This window comes from Stappia sp. WLB 29 (genome assembly GCF_023507705.1).
Taxonomy (GTDB): domain Bacteria; phylum Pseudomonadota; class Alphaproteobacteria; order Rhizobiales; family Stappiaceae; genus Stappia.
In genome coordinates, this window is record NZ_JALBGD010000001.1 from 601,959 (window position 1) to 615,891 (window position 13,933).

10 protein-coding genes are annotated in these 13,933 nt (G+C 67.0%); 4 read left to right on the forward strand and 6 right to left on the reverse strand.

The window, feature by feature from the left end:
- Positions 1-48 precede the first annotated feature (48 nt).
- Together MNI96_RS02785 and MNI96_RS02790 are read left to right on the forward strand one after the other, a co-directional pair.
- A complete protein-coding gene (locus MNI96_RS02785) occupies positions 49-1,089 on the forward strand; it encodes a GlxA family transcriptional regulator (protein ID WP_158192501.1) in 1,041 nt (346 codons plus the stop codon).
- 339 nt (positions 1,090-1,428) lie between these two features.
- The gene (locus MNI96_RS02790; RefSeq protein WP_249690184.1) at positions 1,429-3,459 is read left to right on the forward strand and encodes an EAL domain-containing protein; all 2,031 of its coding nucleotides are present in this window, start codon (positions 1,429-1,431) and stop codon (positions 3,457-3,459) included.
- 196 nt (positions 3,460-3,655) lie between these two features.
- Here MNI96_RS02790 and MNI96_RS02795 read toward each other — a convergent pair whose 3' ends face one another.
- From MNI96_RS02795 to MNI96_RS02810, 4 genes are all read right to left on the reverse strand, one after another.
- The gene (locus tag MNI96_RS02795) at positions 3,656-4,456 is read right to left on the reverse strand and encodes an amino acid ABC transporter ATP-binding protein (protein ID WP_283776288.1); all 801 of its coding nucleotides are present in this window, start codon (positions 4,454-4,456) and stop codon (positions 3,656-3,658) included.
- A 41-nt stretch (positions 4,457-4,497) separates the two neighbouring features.
- Positions 4,498-5,799, reverse strand: coding sequence for an amino acid ABC transporter permease (locus MNI96_RS02800; protein ID WP_249690186.1), 1,302 nt, complete (start codon positions 5,797-5,799; stop codon positions 4,498-4,500).
- Positions 5,800-5,803: 4 nt separating this feature from the next.
- A complete protein-coding gene (locus tag MNI96_RS02805; protein WP_249690188.1) occupies positions 5,804-7,006 on the reverse strand; it encodes an amino acid ABC transporter permease in 1,203 nt (400 codons plus the stop codon).
- Between the two features lie 194 nt (positions 7,007-7,200).
- On the reverse strand, positions 7,201-8,217 hold the full coding sequence (locus tag MNI96_RS02810) for an amino acid ABC transporter substrate-binding protein (protein WP_249690190.1): 1,017 nt from the start codon (positions 8,215-8,217) through the stop codon (positions 7,201-7,203).
- A 299-nt stretch (positions 8,218-8,516) separates the two neighbouring features.
- On the opposite strand from MNI96_RS02810, the gene metC reads away from it, so the two are divergent.
- Positions 8,517-9,695, forward strand: a complete 1,179-nt coding sequence (gene metC / locus MNI96_RS02815; RefSeq protein WP_249690192.1) for a cystathionine beta-lyase — start codon at positions 8,517-8,519, stop codon at positions 9,693-9,695.
- Positions 9,696-9,719: 24 nt separating this feature from the next.
- On the opposite strand, the gene MNI96_RS02820 is transcribed toward metC, so the two are convergent.
- Positions 9,720-11,237, reverse strand: a complete 1,518-nt coding sequence (locus tag MNI96_RS02820) for an ArnT family glycosyltransferase (protein ID WP_249690195.1) — start codon at positions 11,235-11,237, stop codon at positions 9,720-9,722.
- A gap of 178 nt (positions 11,238-11,415) precedes the next feature.
- On the opposite strand from MNI96_RS02820, the gene MNI96_RS02825 reads away from it, so the two are divergent.
- Positions 11,416-12,237, forward strand: coding sequence for a phosphodiesterase (locus MNI96_RS02825; RefSeq protein ID WP_249690197.1), 822 nt, complete (start codon positions 11,416-11,418; stop codon positions 12,235-12,237).
- A 13-nt stretch (positions 12,238-12,250) separates the two neighbouring features.
- Here the strand turns inward: MNI96_RS02825 and MNI96_RS02830 are convergent, their stop codons facing one another.
- Complete coding sequence (locus MNI96_RS02830; protein WP_249690199.1) at positions 12,251-13,828, reverse strand: Na/Pi cotransporter family protein; 1,578 nt, start codon at positions 13,826-13,828, stop codon at positions 12,251-12,253.
- Positions 13,829-13,933: the final 105 nt, after the last annotated feature.

Genomic DNA, 13,933 nt, shown 5'->3' on the forward strand with positions numbered 1-13,933 from the left:
CCTTCCAATGATCTAAGGGGATCGCCCCTCACAGCTCGGGCACAGCGCATGGCAGACCAGGCCGCATCCACCGAACAGCAGACGGTGGCCCTCATCCTTCTCGATCAGTTCTCGCTGATCGCCTTCACCTCGACCATCGAGCCGATCCGCATTGCCAACCGGGTGCTGGGGCAGGAGTTCTACTCCTGGAAGACCTATTCGGTGGACGGCAATCCGGTGCAGGCCAGCAACGGCTGCCATGTCTCCGTGCAAGGCTCGATCAACGACCTGGACGACGCCGATATCACCTTGATCTGTTCCGGCGTCGACGTGGAGCGCGTGCCGCTGCCGAAGGAACTCGGCACCAAGCTGCGCAAGCTGAATGCGCGCGGGCGCACCTATGGTGCGGTCTGCACCGGCTCCTATGTGCTGGCACGCTACCACCTGCTCGACGGGCGCCGCTGCACCATCCACTGGGAGAACCTGCGCTCCTTCCGCGAGGAGTTTCCCGAGATCGAGGTCTCCGGCGACCTCTTCGCCATCGACCGCAACTGCATCACCTGCGCCGGCGGCATGGCCGCGCTCGACATGATGCTGCGCGTCATCGCCATCCAGCACGGCGCCTATCTGGCGCACGAGGTGGCCGAGGTCGCGCTCTACCAGAACATGCGCTCGGGCGAGAGCGCGCAGCGCCACGACCTGGAAAGCCGCACCGGCATTTCCAACGTCAAGATCCTCGACGCCATCCGCATCATGGATCTGCATATCGAGGATCCGCTGTCCTGCCAGCAGCTGGCGATGACCGTGAACCTCAGCCCGCGCCAACTCGAACGGCTGTTCCGCCGCCATTTTGACTGCACGCCGGGCCAGTACTATCTGAAGCTGCGGCTGGAGACGGCGCGCGACCTGCTGCGGCGGACCAACCGTCCGGTGCTCGACGTCGCCATCGCCTGCGGCTTCGCATCGACATCGCATTTCACCAAGTGCTACCGCGAACGCTACAATTGCACCCCGACGGAGGAGCGCCAGTCCTATTTCTGGGCCCAGGGGGGACGCAAGCAGGCCGCCCGCATCGTCGCCCCCGCGCCGCAGCTCGCGAATTCCCGCTAGCCGCGCCTGCCGCATCGCAGGGACCGGGCCCGCGCGCCCTCGCAAGCTCCCGGTCGGTGGAATACCGCCGCCTGCGGTTTTTGCCGTGTCCGCCGACGACCGCACGATGAGACTGCCGCCGGCAACCGGCCGGCGGCTTTGACATGGCCGCACCCGGCTCCCTGCGCCCGGGGCCTGACGCCAGGTTCCGCCGTTTCCTGACTGCGTAAACCTTTCAGCCAGTGGAGAACTCAGCATTTCTTGCAGTTATGCGAGACACATTAACGTTTGCACGATTAGGGTCTTTGCCGAGCTTGCGAACCGTATGTCGGATTCGTTGCGGGAGACGGGCGCCTGAGTATGAAATCGTTGGTCGGTTTCACCGAAAACATCCGCTTTTCCTTGCAGGAAGCGTTCATCGCGCTCGTTCCTTTCATCATTCTGATTTCCGCCATCCGGCTGATCGACTTTGCGCTTCTCTACAGCGGCGTCGCCCTTCCCTTCCTGTCGGATCACACCCTTCACGATATCGGCCGCCTGCTCGACATCGCCATGCCGGTGATGCTGGCGATCTCGGTCTCCTATCAACTTTCGATCCTCTTTCGCATCGACCGGGTGACGGGCGCAGCCCTCGCCCTTGCCGTCTTCTTTTTCGATACCTACGGCACCGCCTCGATCGACGATGTCAAGGCGATCTCGCTCGCCTCCGTCAACGCGGTAATCGCCCCCCTGCTTGCGCTCGTCGTCCTGCGCGCCTGCGCAAGGCTGCCGTTCCCGCGTCTCCATCACGGCGCGCTCAGCTACAATCTGGAGAACGCGCTGAACATGGCGCTGCCGGCGCTGGTGAGCTTCATTCTCACCGTCGCCGTTCTCAGCGTGCTGCACGATGCGGCCGACGCAGTCTATGCCGCGCTCGCCCCGGCTTTCCTGAGCCTCGGGTCCGAGGCCGCGCTGGCGCTCTTCCTGGCCGGTTCGCAGTTCATCTGGTTCCTGGGCCTGCACGGCACCAACCTTGCCTATCTCGCCGTACCGCCCGACTTCGGTATGATCGAGATTGCCGGCGGCATGACGCGCGACATGTTCATGACCTCGTTCGTCAATCTCGGCGGATCGGGTGCCACGCTCGGCCTGGCGCTGGCGATCCTGCTGTTCTCGCGCAACCCGTACATGCGCTCCATCGCGCTGGTTTCCCTGCCTTTTATCGCCTTCAACATTTCGGAGATCCTGGTCTTCGGCTTGCCGATCGTCCTCAACCTGCGGCTGCTGGCACCGTTTGTGGTGGTTCCCATCGCTTGCCAGATGGTTGCCTGGATGGCCATCTCCCATCTCGATCTGACGGCGTACCCGGCCGAGGTGCCCTGGGTGACGCCGATGTTCCTCAACGTCTACCTGCAGACCGGCGAGGTCTGGACCGTGCTGCTGCAGGCGGCGCTGCTGGGATTGAGCATCCTGCTCTACGCGCCCTTCGTGGTCAGATACGGGCGCCTGCGGGAAAACACGCTCGGCCCCTCGCTGCTCAATGACGGAGCCGATTTCGACGATCACATGCGCCGCCAGCATGGACGCGCCGTGTTCGACCACCACACGGAACTGCTGCGCAACAGCGAAGCGGCGCGCGATGCGGTCGAGTTTCTGCGCGAGAACCGGCTGGCCATGCACTATCAGCCGGAGATCGATTCCCGCACCGGCGCCTGCGTCGGCTTCGAGGCCTTGCTGCGGGTATGGGTCGAGGGGCGCGGCTTCGTCGGCCCCTATTTCCTTGAAACGCTGGAAAATGCCGGCTTCGCCCATCTGATCGACCGATGGGTCTGCCGGCAGGTGCTCCAGGACCTCGCACGCGTACAGCAGGCCGGGCGCAGCCTGATCGTCTCCATCAACCTGCATCCCGATACGATCGCCGACGACGCCACGGTCGACTGGTTGGCCCAGGCCTTCGCCGAAATGCCGGTCAGTTTCGAGGTCGTCGAGCGCGGACTGCGTTCGGATCCGGCCATCGCCAGCAATCTGCGAAGGCTGGCGAAAGCAGGCCTCGGCGTCGCCATCGACGATTTCGGCGCCGGCCACTCCAACTTCAACCTGCTGGCCGACCTACCGGTCAGCATCGTCAAGTTCGACCGCTCGCTGCTGCTGAGCGCGGCCGAGCAGCGCGGCCGCATCGTCTACCGCAAACTCACCGGCCTGTGCCACGAGCTCGGCTACCAGGTGGTGGCCGAAGGGGTTGAGACACGCGTCCAGGCCGATCTTGTGACCTCCTGCGGCGTCGATCTGATCCAGGGATGGCTGCATGCGCCGGCCATGCAGCTGGACGAGGCTCTCGCCTTCGCCGACCGCCTCAACGGCGCCTTGCCCGTGAAGGCCCCCGTCTGCTGGCCGCTTCAGCCGCGCAACTGAGACGCGGCGCCGCCCTGTCCCGCTGATTGGCGTGCGCGCCCGCGCGCACCGGCGCACTCCCGGCGCGCTTTTCGTACCGCAAAGACGAAAAAAGGCGCGAGCCTTTCGGCTCGCGCCCCGTTCCTCGATGCCCCCCCGTATGCACGGGCGAGCGAGCAGTCCGCGGTGCCCCCCCGACAGCGCGGCCCGCCCGACCTCAGTGCAGGATCTGGCTGAGGAACAGCTTGGTCCGCTCGTGCTGCGGATTGGTGAAAAAGGGTTCCGGCTCGTTCTGCTCGACGATCTGGCCGGCATCCATGAAGATGACGCGGTTGGCCACCTGGCGCGCGAAGCCCATCTCGTGGGTGACGCAGAGCATGGTCATGCCCTCTTCGGCCAGGCTCACCATCACGTCGAGCACTTCCTTGATCATCTCCGGGTCGAGCGCCGAGGTCGGCTCGTCGAACAGCATGATCTTCGGGCTCATGCACAGCGAGCGGGCGATGGCGACGCGCTGCTGCTGGCCTCCCGACAGCTGGCCCGGATACTTCTTCGCCTGCTCGGGGATCTTGACCCGCTCCAGATAGTGCATGGCGATTTCCTCGGCCTTCGCCTTGGGCATCTTGCGCACCCAGATCGGTGCCAGCGTGCAGTTTTCCAGGATCGTCAGGTGCGGGAACAGGTTGAAGTGCTGGAAGCACATGCCGACCTCGCGGCGGATCTCGTCGATCTTCTTCAGATCGTCGGTCAGTTCGATCCCGTCGACGACGATGGAGCCCTTCTGGTGCTCCTCCAGACGGTTGATACAGCGGATCATGGTCGACTTGCCGGACCCGGACGGGCCACAGATGACGATCCGCTCGCCGCGCATCACCTTCAGGTTGATGTCGCGCAGCACGTGGAAGTCGCCGTACCACTTGTTCATGTTGGTGATCTCGATGGCGACGTCGGTCTCCGACACCGTCAACCGGCTGCGGATGGGGGTGATGTCCGCGGCATCGACAGCGTTTTCAGTCATGGCTCAGCTCCAAACGTTGTGTCGGCTTCGAAGGGCGTGCGTCAGCGCGCGTGCCCCCGGTGCAGGCGGCGCTCCATGTAGATGGAGTAGCGCGACATGCCGAAGCAGAAGATCCAGAAGACGAAGGCGGCGAAGACGAAGCCCGTCGCCGGCGTGTTGGGCGAGGCCCAGTTCGCGTCCGAGAAGTTCAGCGAGACGATGCCGAGCAGGTCGAACAGGCCGATGATCAGCACCAGGCTCGTGTCCTTGAACAGGCCGATGAAGGTGTTGACGATGCCCGGAATGACCAGCTTCAGCGCCTGCGGCATGATGATCAGGCCGATGCCCTGCCAGAACGACAGGCCCATGGCGTCGGCCGCCTCGTACTGGCCCTTGGGAATCGCCTGCAACCCGCCGCGCACCACCTCTGCCATATAGGCGGAGGCAAACAGGGCGACGCCGATCAGCGCCCGCAGCAGCTTGTCGAAGTTGACGCCGTCGGGCAGGAACAGCGGCAGCATCACCGAGGACATGAACAGCACGGTGATCAGCGGCACGCCGCGCCAGAACTCGATGAAGATCACCGAGACCAGCTTGACCGCCGGCAGCTTCGACCGCCGCCCCAGCGCCAGCAGGATGCCGAGCGGGAACGAGGCGACGATGCCGACGATGGCGACCACGAGCGTCACCAGCAAGCCGCCCCACAGCTGCGTCTCCACCGGCCTCAGGCCGAAGTCGTAGGAGACGACGGCGAAGACCAGCGCCAGCGCCGCGTAGATCGCCGCCACGACCTTGAGCGGAGAGAGCGGCTCGATGCCCGCATTCCGACAGATCAGCACGGTGATGGCGAGCGAGAGCACGGCCATGATCGCAAGGCCGATCCAGAAGCTCCCCGACAGGTCCAAATTGCCGCCGGTCAACAGGATGAAGCCGGCGATCGGGAAGACGACGAGCAGGTAGAGCACCGTCTCGCGCTTGAACGGCACCCGCGGGATCGCCGCCGGCACCAGGCCGGCGATCAGCAGCAGGCCGGTAAGGTCCACCCGCCAGCGTTCGGGGTCCGGATAGCGGCCATACATGAACTGGCCGAACTTGGCATGGACGAAGGCCCAGCAGGCCCCTGCCCCTTCCACGATGCAGGCATCGCGGCCGGTGCCGGTCCACACCGCATCGATGAACAGCCAGTTGATGGTCGGCGGCAGGATCAGGGCCAGCATGGCGATGCCGATCACGGTCATGATGGCATTGCCGACGCTGTCGAACAGGTTCTGGCGGATCCAGCCGATCGCACCGGTCTCGGAGACGGGCGGCGCCATGCGCGGCGCCTCGTCGGTTCGCACATAGGCGATTTTCGACACGGTCATCGCCCTACCTCTCCACCAGCGCCATGCGCGAATTGTACCAGTTCATGAAGCCCGAGGTGAGCAGCGACAGGGTCAGGTAGACCAGCATGGTGATGATGATCACCTCCACCGCCTGGCCGGTCTGGTTCAGCACCGTCCCGGCGAACACAGCAACGAGGTCCGGATAGCCGATGGCCACGGCCAGCGAGGAGTTCTTGGTCAGGTTGAGGAACTGGCTGGTCAGCGGCGGGATGATCACCCGCATCGCCTGCGGGATGATGACCAGCTGCAGCGTCCGCCGCGGCCGCAGACCGAGCGAATAGGCCGCCTCCGTCTGGCCGTGCGAGACGGCGAGGATGCCCGCGCGCACGATCTCGGCGATGAACGCCGCCGTGTAGAGCGCAAGACCCAGCAGCAGGGCCATGAATTCCGGGATGACGACGACGCCGCCGCGGAAGTTGAACCCGGCAAGCTCCGCATAGGCCAGGTCCACCGGCATGCCGGTCACGAGGAAGGCGAGCAGCGGCAAGCCGACGATCAGGCCGAGACCCACAAGGAGACTGGGGAACTGGCGTCCGGTCTCCTGCTGGCGCTTGCGCGCCCAGCGCGAGATGCCGATCGAGGCGGCAATGGCGGCGAGCAGCGCCCACAGGATTGCGGACGATCCCGGCTGGCCGATCACCTCGGGAAGGATCAGCCCGCGATTGTTGAGATAGACGCCCGACACCGGCTCCAGCGACTGGCGCGGCGACGGCAGCACGGACAGTACCGCCTTGTACCAGAACAGCAGTTGCAGCAGCAGCGGGATGTTGCGCAGCAGTTCCACATACCAGGTGGCGATCTGGCGGATCAGGAAGTTCTTCGACAGCCGCGCAATGCCGACGATGAAACCGAGCACCGTAGCGATGACGATGCCGATCGACGCCACCAGGAGGGTGTTCAGCAGGCCCACGTAGAAGGCGCGGAAATAGGTGCTGTCGTTGGTGTAGGGAACAAGGGACTGGGAAATGTCGAAGCCGGCGCGCTCGGACAGGAATCCGAGGCCGGAGGCGATTCCCGCCCGTTCCAGGTTGATCTTCGCGTTGTAGGCGAAGAAGGCAAGCATCCCCAGGAGGAAGGCGACGACCAGCACCTGGAAGACAACGCCGCGCACGCGCGGGTTGTAGAACCAGGATGTGCCGGATCCGTCGCCTGCTTGCTCGCGCTCGGCAGAGCTTGCAGATGTCATGTTAGACAGGTTCCCCTCGCCGGTTCGCTGTTGTTCAGCGTTACCCGATATCCGCTGAGTTCAGCGCAACCCCGTCAGTGACTGGCCCGTTTCGGGCCCGTCCGGTCCGGTTTTCCGGACTCGGTCGCTTGTCGTTTGCACGTCACTTCGAAAAGGCCCGGCGCGAATGTCGCGCCGGGACCGATGATGCCGTCTTAGCGGACCGGCGGAGCGTACTGCAGGCCACCCTTGGTCCACAGTGCGTTCACACCACGGGCGATACCCAGCGGGGTGTCCGGCCCGACCGTCTTGTCGAAGACTTCGCCGTAATTGCCGACATGCTTGATGATGCGGGCAGCCCAGTCGTTGCTGAGGCCGATGGACTCGCCGAACGCGCCCTCGGCGCCGAGCAGGCGGCGGATGTTCGGGTTGTCGGAGTTCTTCATCTCCTCGACATTGGCCGAGGTCACGCCCAGCTCTTCAGCATTGAGCATGGCGAAATGGACCCACTTGACCAGGTTGAACCACTGGTCGTCGCCCTGGCGCACTGCGGGACCGAGCGGCTCCTTGGAGATGATCTCCGGCAGCACGATGTGGTCGGCCGGGTTGGTCAGCTGCAGGCGGATCGAGTACAGGCCCGAGGCGTCGGTCGTGTAGACGTCGCAACGGTTGGCGTCGTAGGCGGCGTTCACCTCCTCGAGCTTCTCGAACACGACCGGGTTGTACTCCATGCCGTTGGCCTTGAAGTAGTCGGTCAGGTTCAGCTCGGTCGTGGTGCCGGTCTGCACGCAGACGGACGCGCCGGACAGCTCGAGAGCCGAAGAGACGCCGAGCGACTTGCGGACCATGAAGCCCTGGCCGTCATAGTAGTTGACGCCGGTGAAGTTCAGGCCGAGCGTCGTGTCGCGGCTCATCGTCCAGGTGGTGTTGCGCACCAGCACGTCGACTTCGCCGGTCTGCAGCGCGGTGAAGCGCTCCTTGGCGGTCAGCGGGGTGAACTTCACCGCGTTGGCGTCGTCGAAGATGGCCGCGGCAATGGCCCGGCACATGGAGACGTCGAGGCCGGTCCATTCGCCCTTGTCGTCCGGAGCGGCGAAACCGGCCAGGCCGGTGTTGGAGCCGCACTGCAGGAAGCCCTTCGCCTTGACGTCGTCGAGCGTCGCGGCGGAAGCGGCGGTGGCCGTCAGGCCGAGCGCCGCGCCGAGCACGATCGGAATCAGTTTATGCGTCATGGATATGCAGCCTTCTCTTTTGCCCTGTCTAAACTGGGTTTTTTCGAGATCACGCGTGCGGGAATCAGGATGCGGCCATGATGCGTCTGCGAAAAGCAGTGTCGGCACAGGATAACCCCCTCCCGGCATGTCCGCGGCCCTTCTTGTTTTCTGGCCGTCGGAGATGCCACCGTCATCTCATGGATGCATTCGATGGCATTTATCGCTAAGGGTCAAGTACCCGACGCACCGTAAGGTACGATTTGCGAAAAATTTTTCGCTAACCGAAAATCCAGTCAACTCACCGCGAAAGGTACTGCATGTCCGCCTCCCAGTCGAACCGCGCCCGGGGTCTTGCGACGAAGCTCTCCCATGCCGGCCGCAAGCCCGAGGAGTTCCACGGATTCGTCAATCCGCCGGTCGTTCATGCCTCCACGGTGCTGTTTCCGGACTGCGCGACCATGCTGTCCGGCGGCCAGACCTATCACTACGCCCGCCGCGGCAATCCGACGACCGATGCACTGGAAGAAGCGCTGGCCGAGCTGGAAGGCGCGGCCGGCGTGCGCCTTGCTGCCTCTGGCCTGAATGCCGTCTCCTTAGCGCTGCTGTCGTGCCTCTCCTCCGGCGATCATGTCCTGATCACCGACAGCGCCTATGGCCCGACGCGCCATTTCGCCGAGACCACCTTGAAGCGGCTCGGCGTTGCGGTCGACTACTACGACCCGGCGATCGGTGCCGGCATCGAGGCGCTGTTCCGGCCGCAGACGCGCGCAGTGATGACCGAGGCGCCCGGGTCTCTTACCTTCGAGATGCAGGACATCCCGGCCATCGCGAAGATCGCCCATGCGCGCGATGCGCTGGTCGTGATGGACAACACCTGGGCGACGCCGGTCTTCTTCGACGCCATAGGCCACGGCGTCGACCTGTCGGTGCAGGCCGGCACCAAGTATCTGGTCGGCCATTCCGACGCGATGCTCGGCACGGTGGCGGCCAGCGAGCGGGCCTGGCCGGGCCTGAAGGAGACCCACGGCGCGCTCGGCATGCATGTGGGTCCGGACGACGTCTATCTGGCCTTGCGCGGCCTGCGCACGCTGGAGGTGCGCCTGCGTCGCCACATGGAGAACGGGCTGGAGATCGCCCGCTGGCTGGCGACGCGTCCCGAGGTTGCCCGCGTGCGCCATCCGGGACTGGAGAGCGATCCGGGCCATGCCGTCTGGAAGCGCGATTTCACCGGCGCCTCCGGCCTCTTCGCCTTCGACTTCGTCGACAGCGTCAGCGAGGCGCAGAGCCATGCCTTCCTCGATGCGCTGGAACTGTTCGGCCTCGGCTATTCCTGGGGCGGCTTCGAGAGCCTCGCGATTCCCGTCCGGCTCAAGGGCGCACGCACGGCAACGCCGATGCCGACCGGCGGCCCCGGCGTGCGCCTGCATATCGGCCTGGAGGACACCGCCGACATCCGCGCCGATCTGGAAGCAGGCTTTGCCGCGCTGAAGGCCTGAGACGGACGCGCATCCGGCGCCGCGCTACGGTGCTGCGCCGGATGCGCCAGAATTCGAAACATCAGGATCCGAAACATCAGGATCCGAAGCGACGGGGTCGGCGGCCACCGCCGCCGGAGCCGGCGTCAGCGACGGCGCGACCGACGGCAGGGTGAACGCCCACACGGCGGCGGCCAGCAGGATGCCCGCACCCAAAGCCGGCATCAGGGCGGCTGCGGCCTCCCCGCGCGTCAGCCGCCGCAGCGCCGAAACCCCCGGCATCAGCGCAAGCAGCGCGATCACCGCGCCCGGCGGCGAGGGCCAGGATCCCGTCAGCGGGCCGGCGACAAGGTTTGCCGCCACCAGCGCGATGAGCGGCACGGCGAAAAGGCCGGCGGCCGCATAGCGCAGGATCCGCCCCGGGCGATGCGGCGCGGCGCTTTCATCCCCCCGCGACAGCAGCAGCGCGGCCAGCCCGGCCAGCGCCGGCACCAAGAGCAGGGCCTGCTGCGGCGCCTTGGCCGGCAGCAGCTCGATCAGTAGCCAGACCGGCACCAGGCAGCACAGGAAGAACGCCACCTGCGGCGAGCGAGTGCTGCGAAACAGCATCGGCAGGCCGAGCAGCAGGAACGCCGGCAGCGGCCACATGGCCACCAGCGAAAACAGCAGATGCGCGAGCGGCGGGGCGCCGACCCCCTGCCCGCCGAGGATCCCGGCAAAGAGCTCCATGCTTCCGCCCGAGAGGACACCGCCCTCGCTCCGCAGCGCGCTCGCAAGCGCCCAGGGCAGCACGATCAGCGCAAGGATCGCCAGGCCCGGCAGCGGCTGCAACCGGGCGAGCCAGCGCACATCCCGCGCGGCAAGGCACAGCGCCAGCACGCTCAGCCCGGCCACCACCGGTCCGCTTGCCCCGGCCAGCAGCACCGAGCCCGCGAGCCCCGTCCAGAACACCGCCGCCAGCCCCCTGGCCGCAAGGAGACCGGGAGAGGACGCGCCGGGCGTTCGGGAGAGCCAGATCCGCGCGAGCGCGCCCTGCATGGCTAGGATCGCGGCCAGCAACAGTGCGTCCGGTTCCCCGAACCGTGCGACCGCACCCAGAGGCAGCGCGGTGGCCGTCAGCGCCCCGGCAAGCAGGGCCGGCGGCGGCGCGACGAAGGCGCGGGCACACCAGTAGCTCAGCAGCACGGCCAGGACGGCGCCGGCCAGGGAAGGCAGGCGGAAAATCCAGAGCGGGGCCTCCGCCCCCTGCCCGCTCGCCGAAGCGGTCAAGGCCTGCAGCAGGGGCAGGCCCGGCGGCACGATCCGCTCGCTGCCGTCACGCAACCGCGTGTCGACGAGATCGCCGGTGCCAAGCATGTGCCGCGCGGTCTCGACCATCTGCATCTCGCCGCTGCCCAGCGGCGGCGCCGCCGCCAGTCCCGGGAGATAGAGCGCAAGGGCGAGCAGCAGCAGCGCCAGCGGCGCCAGGCCTCGATGTCCCAGCAATCGCAGCCAGCGCGCGCCGGGCCCGGAAAACCGCACCTCGAAACTGTCTGTGGATTGCCGCGCCTGTGTATCCGTCATGTCACGCTCGCCTGCTACTGCGCTCGCCTTGCCTGCCCCTGCGTTTCCTACAGGAGCGCGGGACAAAGGGGAACCGAAGGCGGCAGCGAAGCCCTTTCCTCCCCCTCGCGCGACGCCGGGACATCCGCTAAATCGAACGGATGCGCTTGCCGCAGCCGACCTATCCAGGGAGACCTTGATGACACTGATCGCCCAGATCACAGACCTGCATGTACGCCCCAGCGGGACGGCCTGCTACCGCGTCAGCGAAACCAACATGCTCGCCCGCCGCGCCGTCGAGGCCCTGAATGCCCTCGACCCGCAGCCCGATGCGGTGATCATCACCGGCGATCTCGCCGACACGCCGGACCCGCGCGAATACGGCGGCGTCCAGCGCCTCGTCTCCCTGATCAAGGCGCCGGTCTATGTGCTTCCGGGCAATCACGATTCGGCGGCGATGATGCGCGAGACGCTGATCGGCGTCGGGCCGATCAACGAGGGCGAGAACGGCAAGATGCACTATGCCGTCGACATCGGCGACGTGCGCCTGATCGCCCTCGACAGCTCGGTGCCCGGCGCGCCCCACGGGAATCTCGGCGAGGCCCAGCTGGCCTGGCTGGACGCGACGCTCGCCGCCAGCACCCGGCCGACGCTCATCGCCCTGCACCATCCGCCGGCGCTGACCGGCATTGCCCACATGGACACGATCGGGCTTACCGATTCCGCCGCCTTTTCCGCCGTCGTCTCGCGCCATTCCCATGTGCGGCGCGTCATGTGCGGCCATGTCCACCGGGCGATCGTCGCCTCGGTCGGCCACACGGTCATGACCCTGTGCCCCAGCACCGCCCACCAGGTACATCTCGACTTCATCGACCGCGGCACCGGCCATTTCGTCATGGAGCCGCCGGCTTTCTTCCTGCATCACTATGCGCCGACGAGCGACGTGGTCAGCCACCTTGCCTATGTCGAGCGGTTCCCCGGGCCGTTCCCGTTCTTCGCCGACGAAGGCATCAGCTGGTAGGCGAAAGGCCGCCTCAGACCCGGGCGAGATGGCGCACGATCCGCCACTGATGGTGGGCGACGCGCGCAAGCCATCTCTGCCCGTCGAGGCGGGCGAGCGCGGTCTCCGCGTCGATCTCGCGCGTCGCGGCGGCATCGATCGCCCCGGCTCGCAGGCGGTCCGCCTGCTTGCGCAACTCGTGCTGGAAGCGGGCCAGCCGCGCTTCCGGCGGGCGCCGCCCGGCCTCCGCTCCCGTACCGGCCAGCTGCCCGGCCGCCTGCCGCGACAGCCCCGCCAGCAGATGCACCCGCCGCCCCAGCCTCGCATCGTCGTGCAGGCCGGCAATGCGCGCATCCTGCGCCGCCCGGGCCGACAGCCGCGACAGGTGGTCGAGCGCATGGCGCAGGGACAGGTTGCGGGAATGCGCCGCCCGGTCGCTGCGGTCGGTTCGCAGCCCGTCGACATAGAGCCGCAAGGAGGAGATCCCGGCCGCGACCTCGTCGAGCCGCCCGTTGCCGGCGCCGGGTTCGTCCGCCTCCAGCTTGTCCGCCACCACCAGGAACAGACGCGCGGCCAGTTCGCGCGCCGTAACCCCGGCCGCATCGAGCGCCGCCGCCGGCTCCGTCAGCAGCGCGGGGTCCAGCCGCCCGGCCCCGGCCGGCTGGCGGTCCGGAATCAGCCGCTCGATCAGCCGGGTGAAGCTTGCGGTGAACGGCAGGATCGCCAACACCCCCAGGACGTTGAAGCCCGTATGGAAGGCGACCAGCGCAAGCTGCGCATCGCCGGCCCCGCCGCCGACCCGCTCCGCCAGCATCGCGAACGGCGTCAGCAGCAGGAAGGCGATCACGGCCGTCATCAGGTTGTAGACCACATGGGCGATGCCCGTGCGCCGCATCGCCACCGATCCGCCGAGAGAGGCGAGCAGCGCCGTTGCCGTGGTGCCGATGTCCATGCCGATCACCAGCGCCGCCGCCTGCGGCAGCGTGATCGACCCTGCGGCCAGCGCCGCCAGCGCCATCACCACGCCGGCGCTGGACGACTGGGTCACCAGCGTCACCGCGATGCCGATGCCGATCAGCTGCAGCCGGCCGGCCAGGCTATCGCCGGGAAAGCTGTCGGGCGTCACGACGCCCTCGAAGGCGGCCAGCCCATCCTTCAGCGCATCGACGCCGAGGAACAGCAGGCTGAAGCCGGTCAGCGCCCAGCCGGCCTGTGCCACCCTCCCCCGCGCCAACAGCCGCAGCAGCACACCGGCCAGCAGCAGCGGCAGGGCGACCATGCCGAGATCCAGCTTGAAGCCGACCAGCGCCACGATCCAGCCCTTGGCCGTGGTGCCGATATTGGCGCCGAGCACGATGCCGAGCGCCTGGGGAAAGCTCATCAGGCCGGCCCCGACGAAGCCGACCGCCGTGACGGTGGTGGCGCTCGACGACTGCAGGACGGCGGTGCAGGCCGCCCCCGCCATCACGCCGCTTGCCGGGCTGCCCGTCAGGCGGGCGAGGGTGCGCCGCAGCGAGCCGCCGGCCAGCGTCCGCAACCCGTCGGTCAGAACCACCATTCCCGTCAGGAAGAGCCCGACCCCGCCGAGCGCCAGAAGTCCGTTCGCGATCATCCGCCGATCTTGCATCGGCCGTCGACACGCGGCAATCGGGAGCAGTCCTGAGGCGACGCCCGCGCGCCCCCGCTACCGCCACGGCCGTTGCAATCGAAAGCCCGC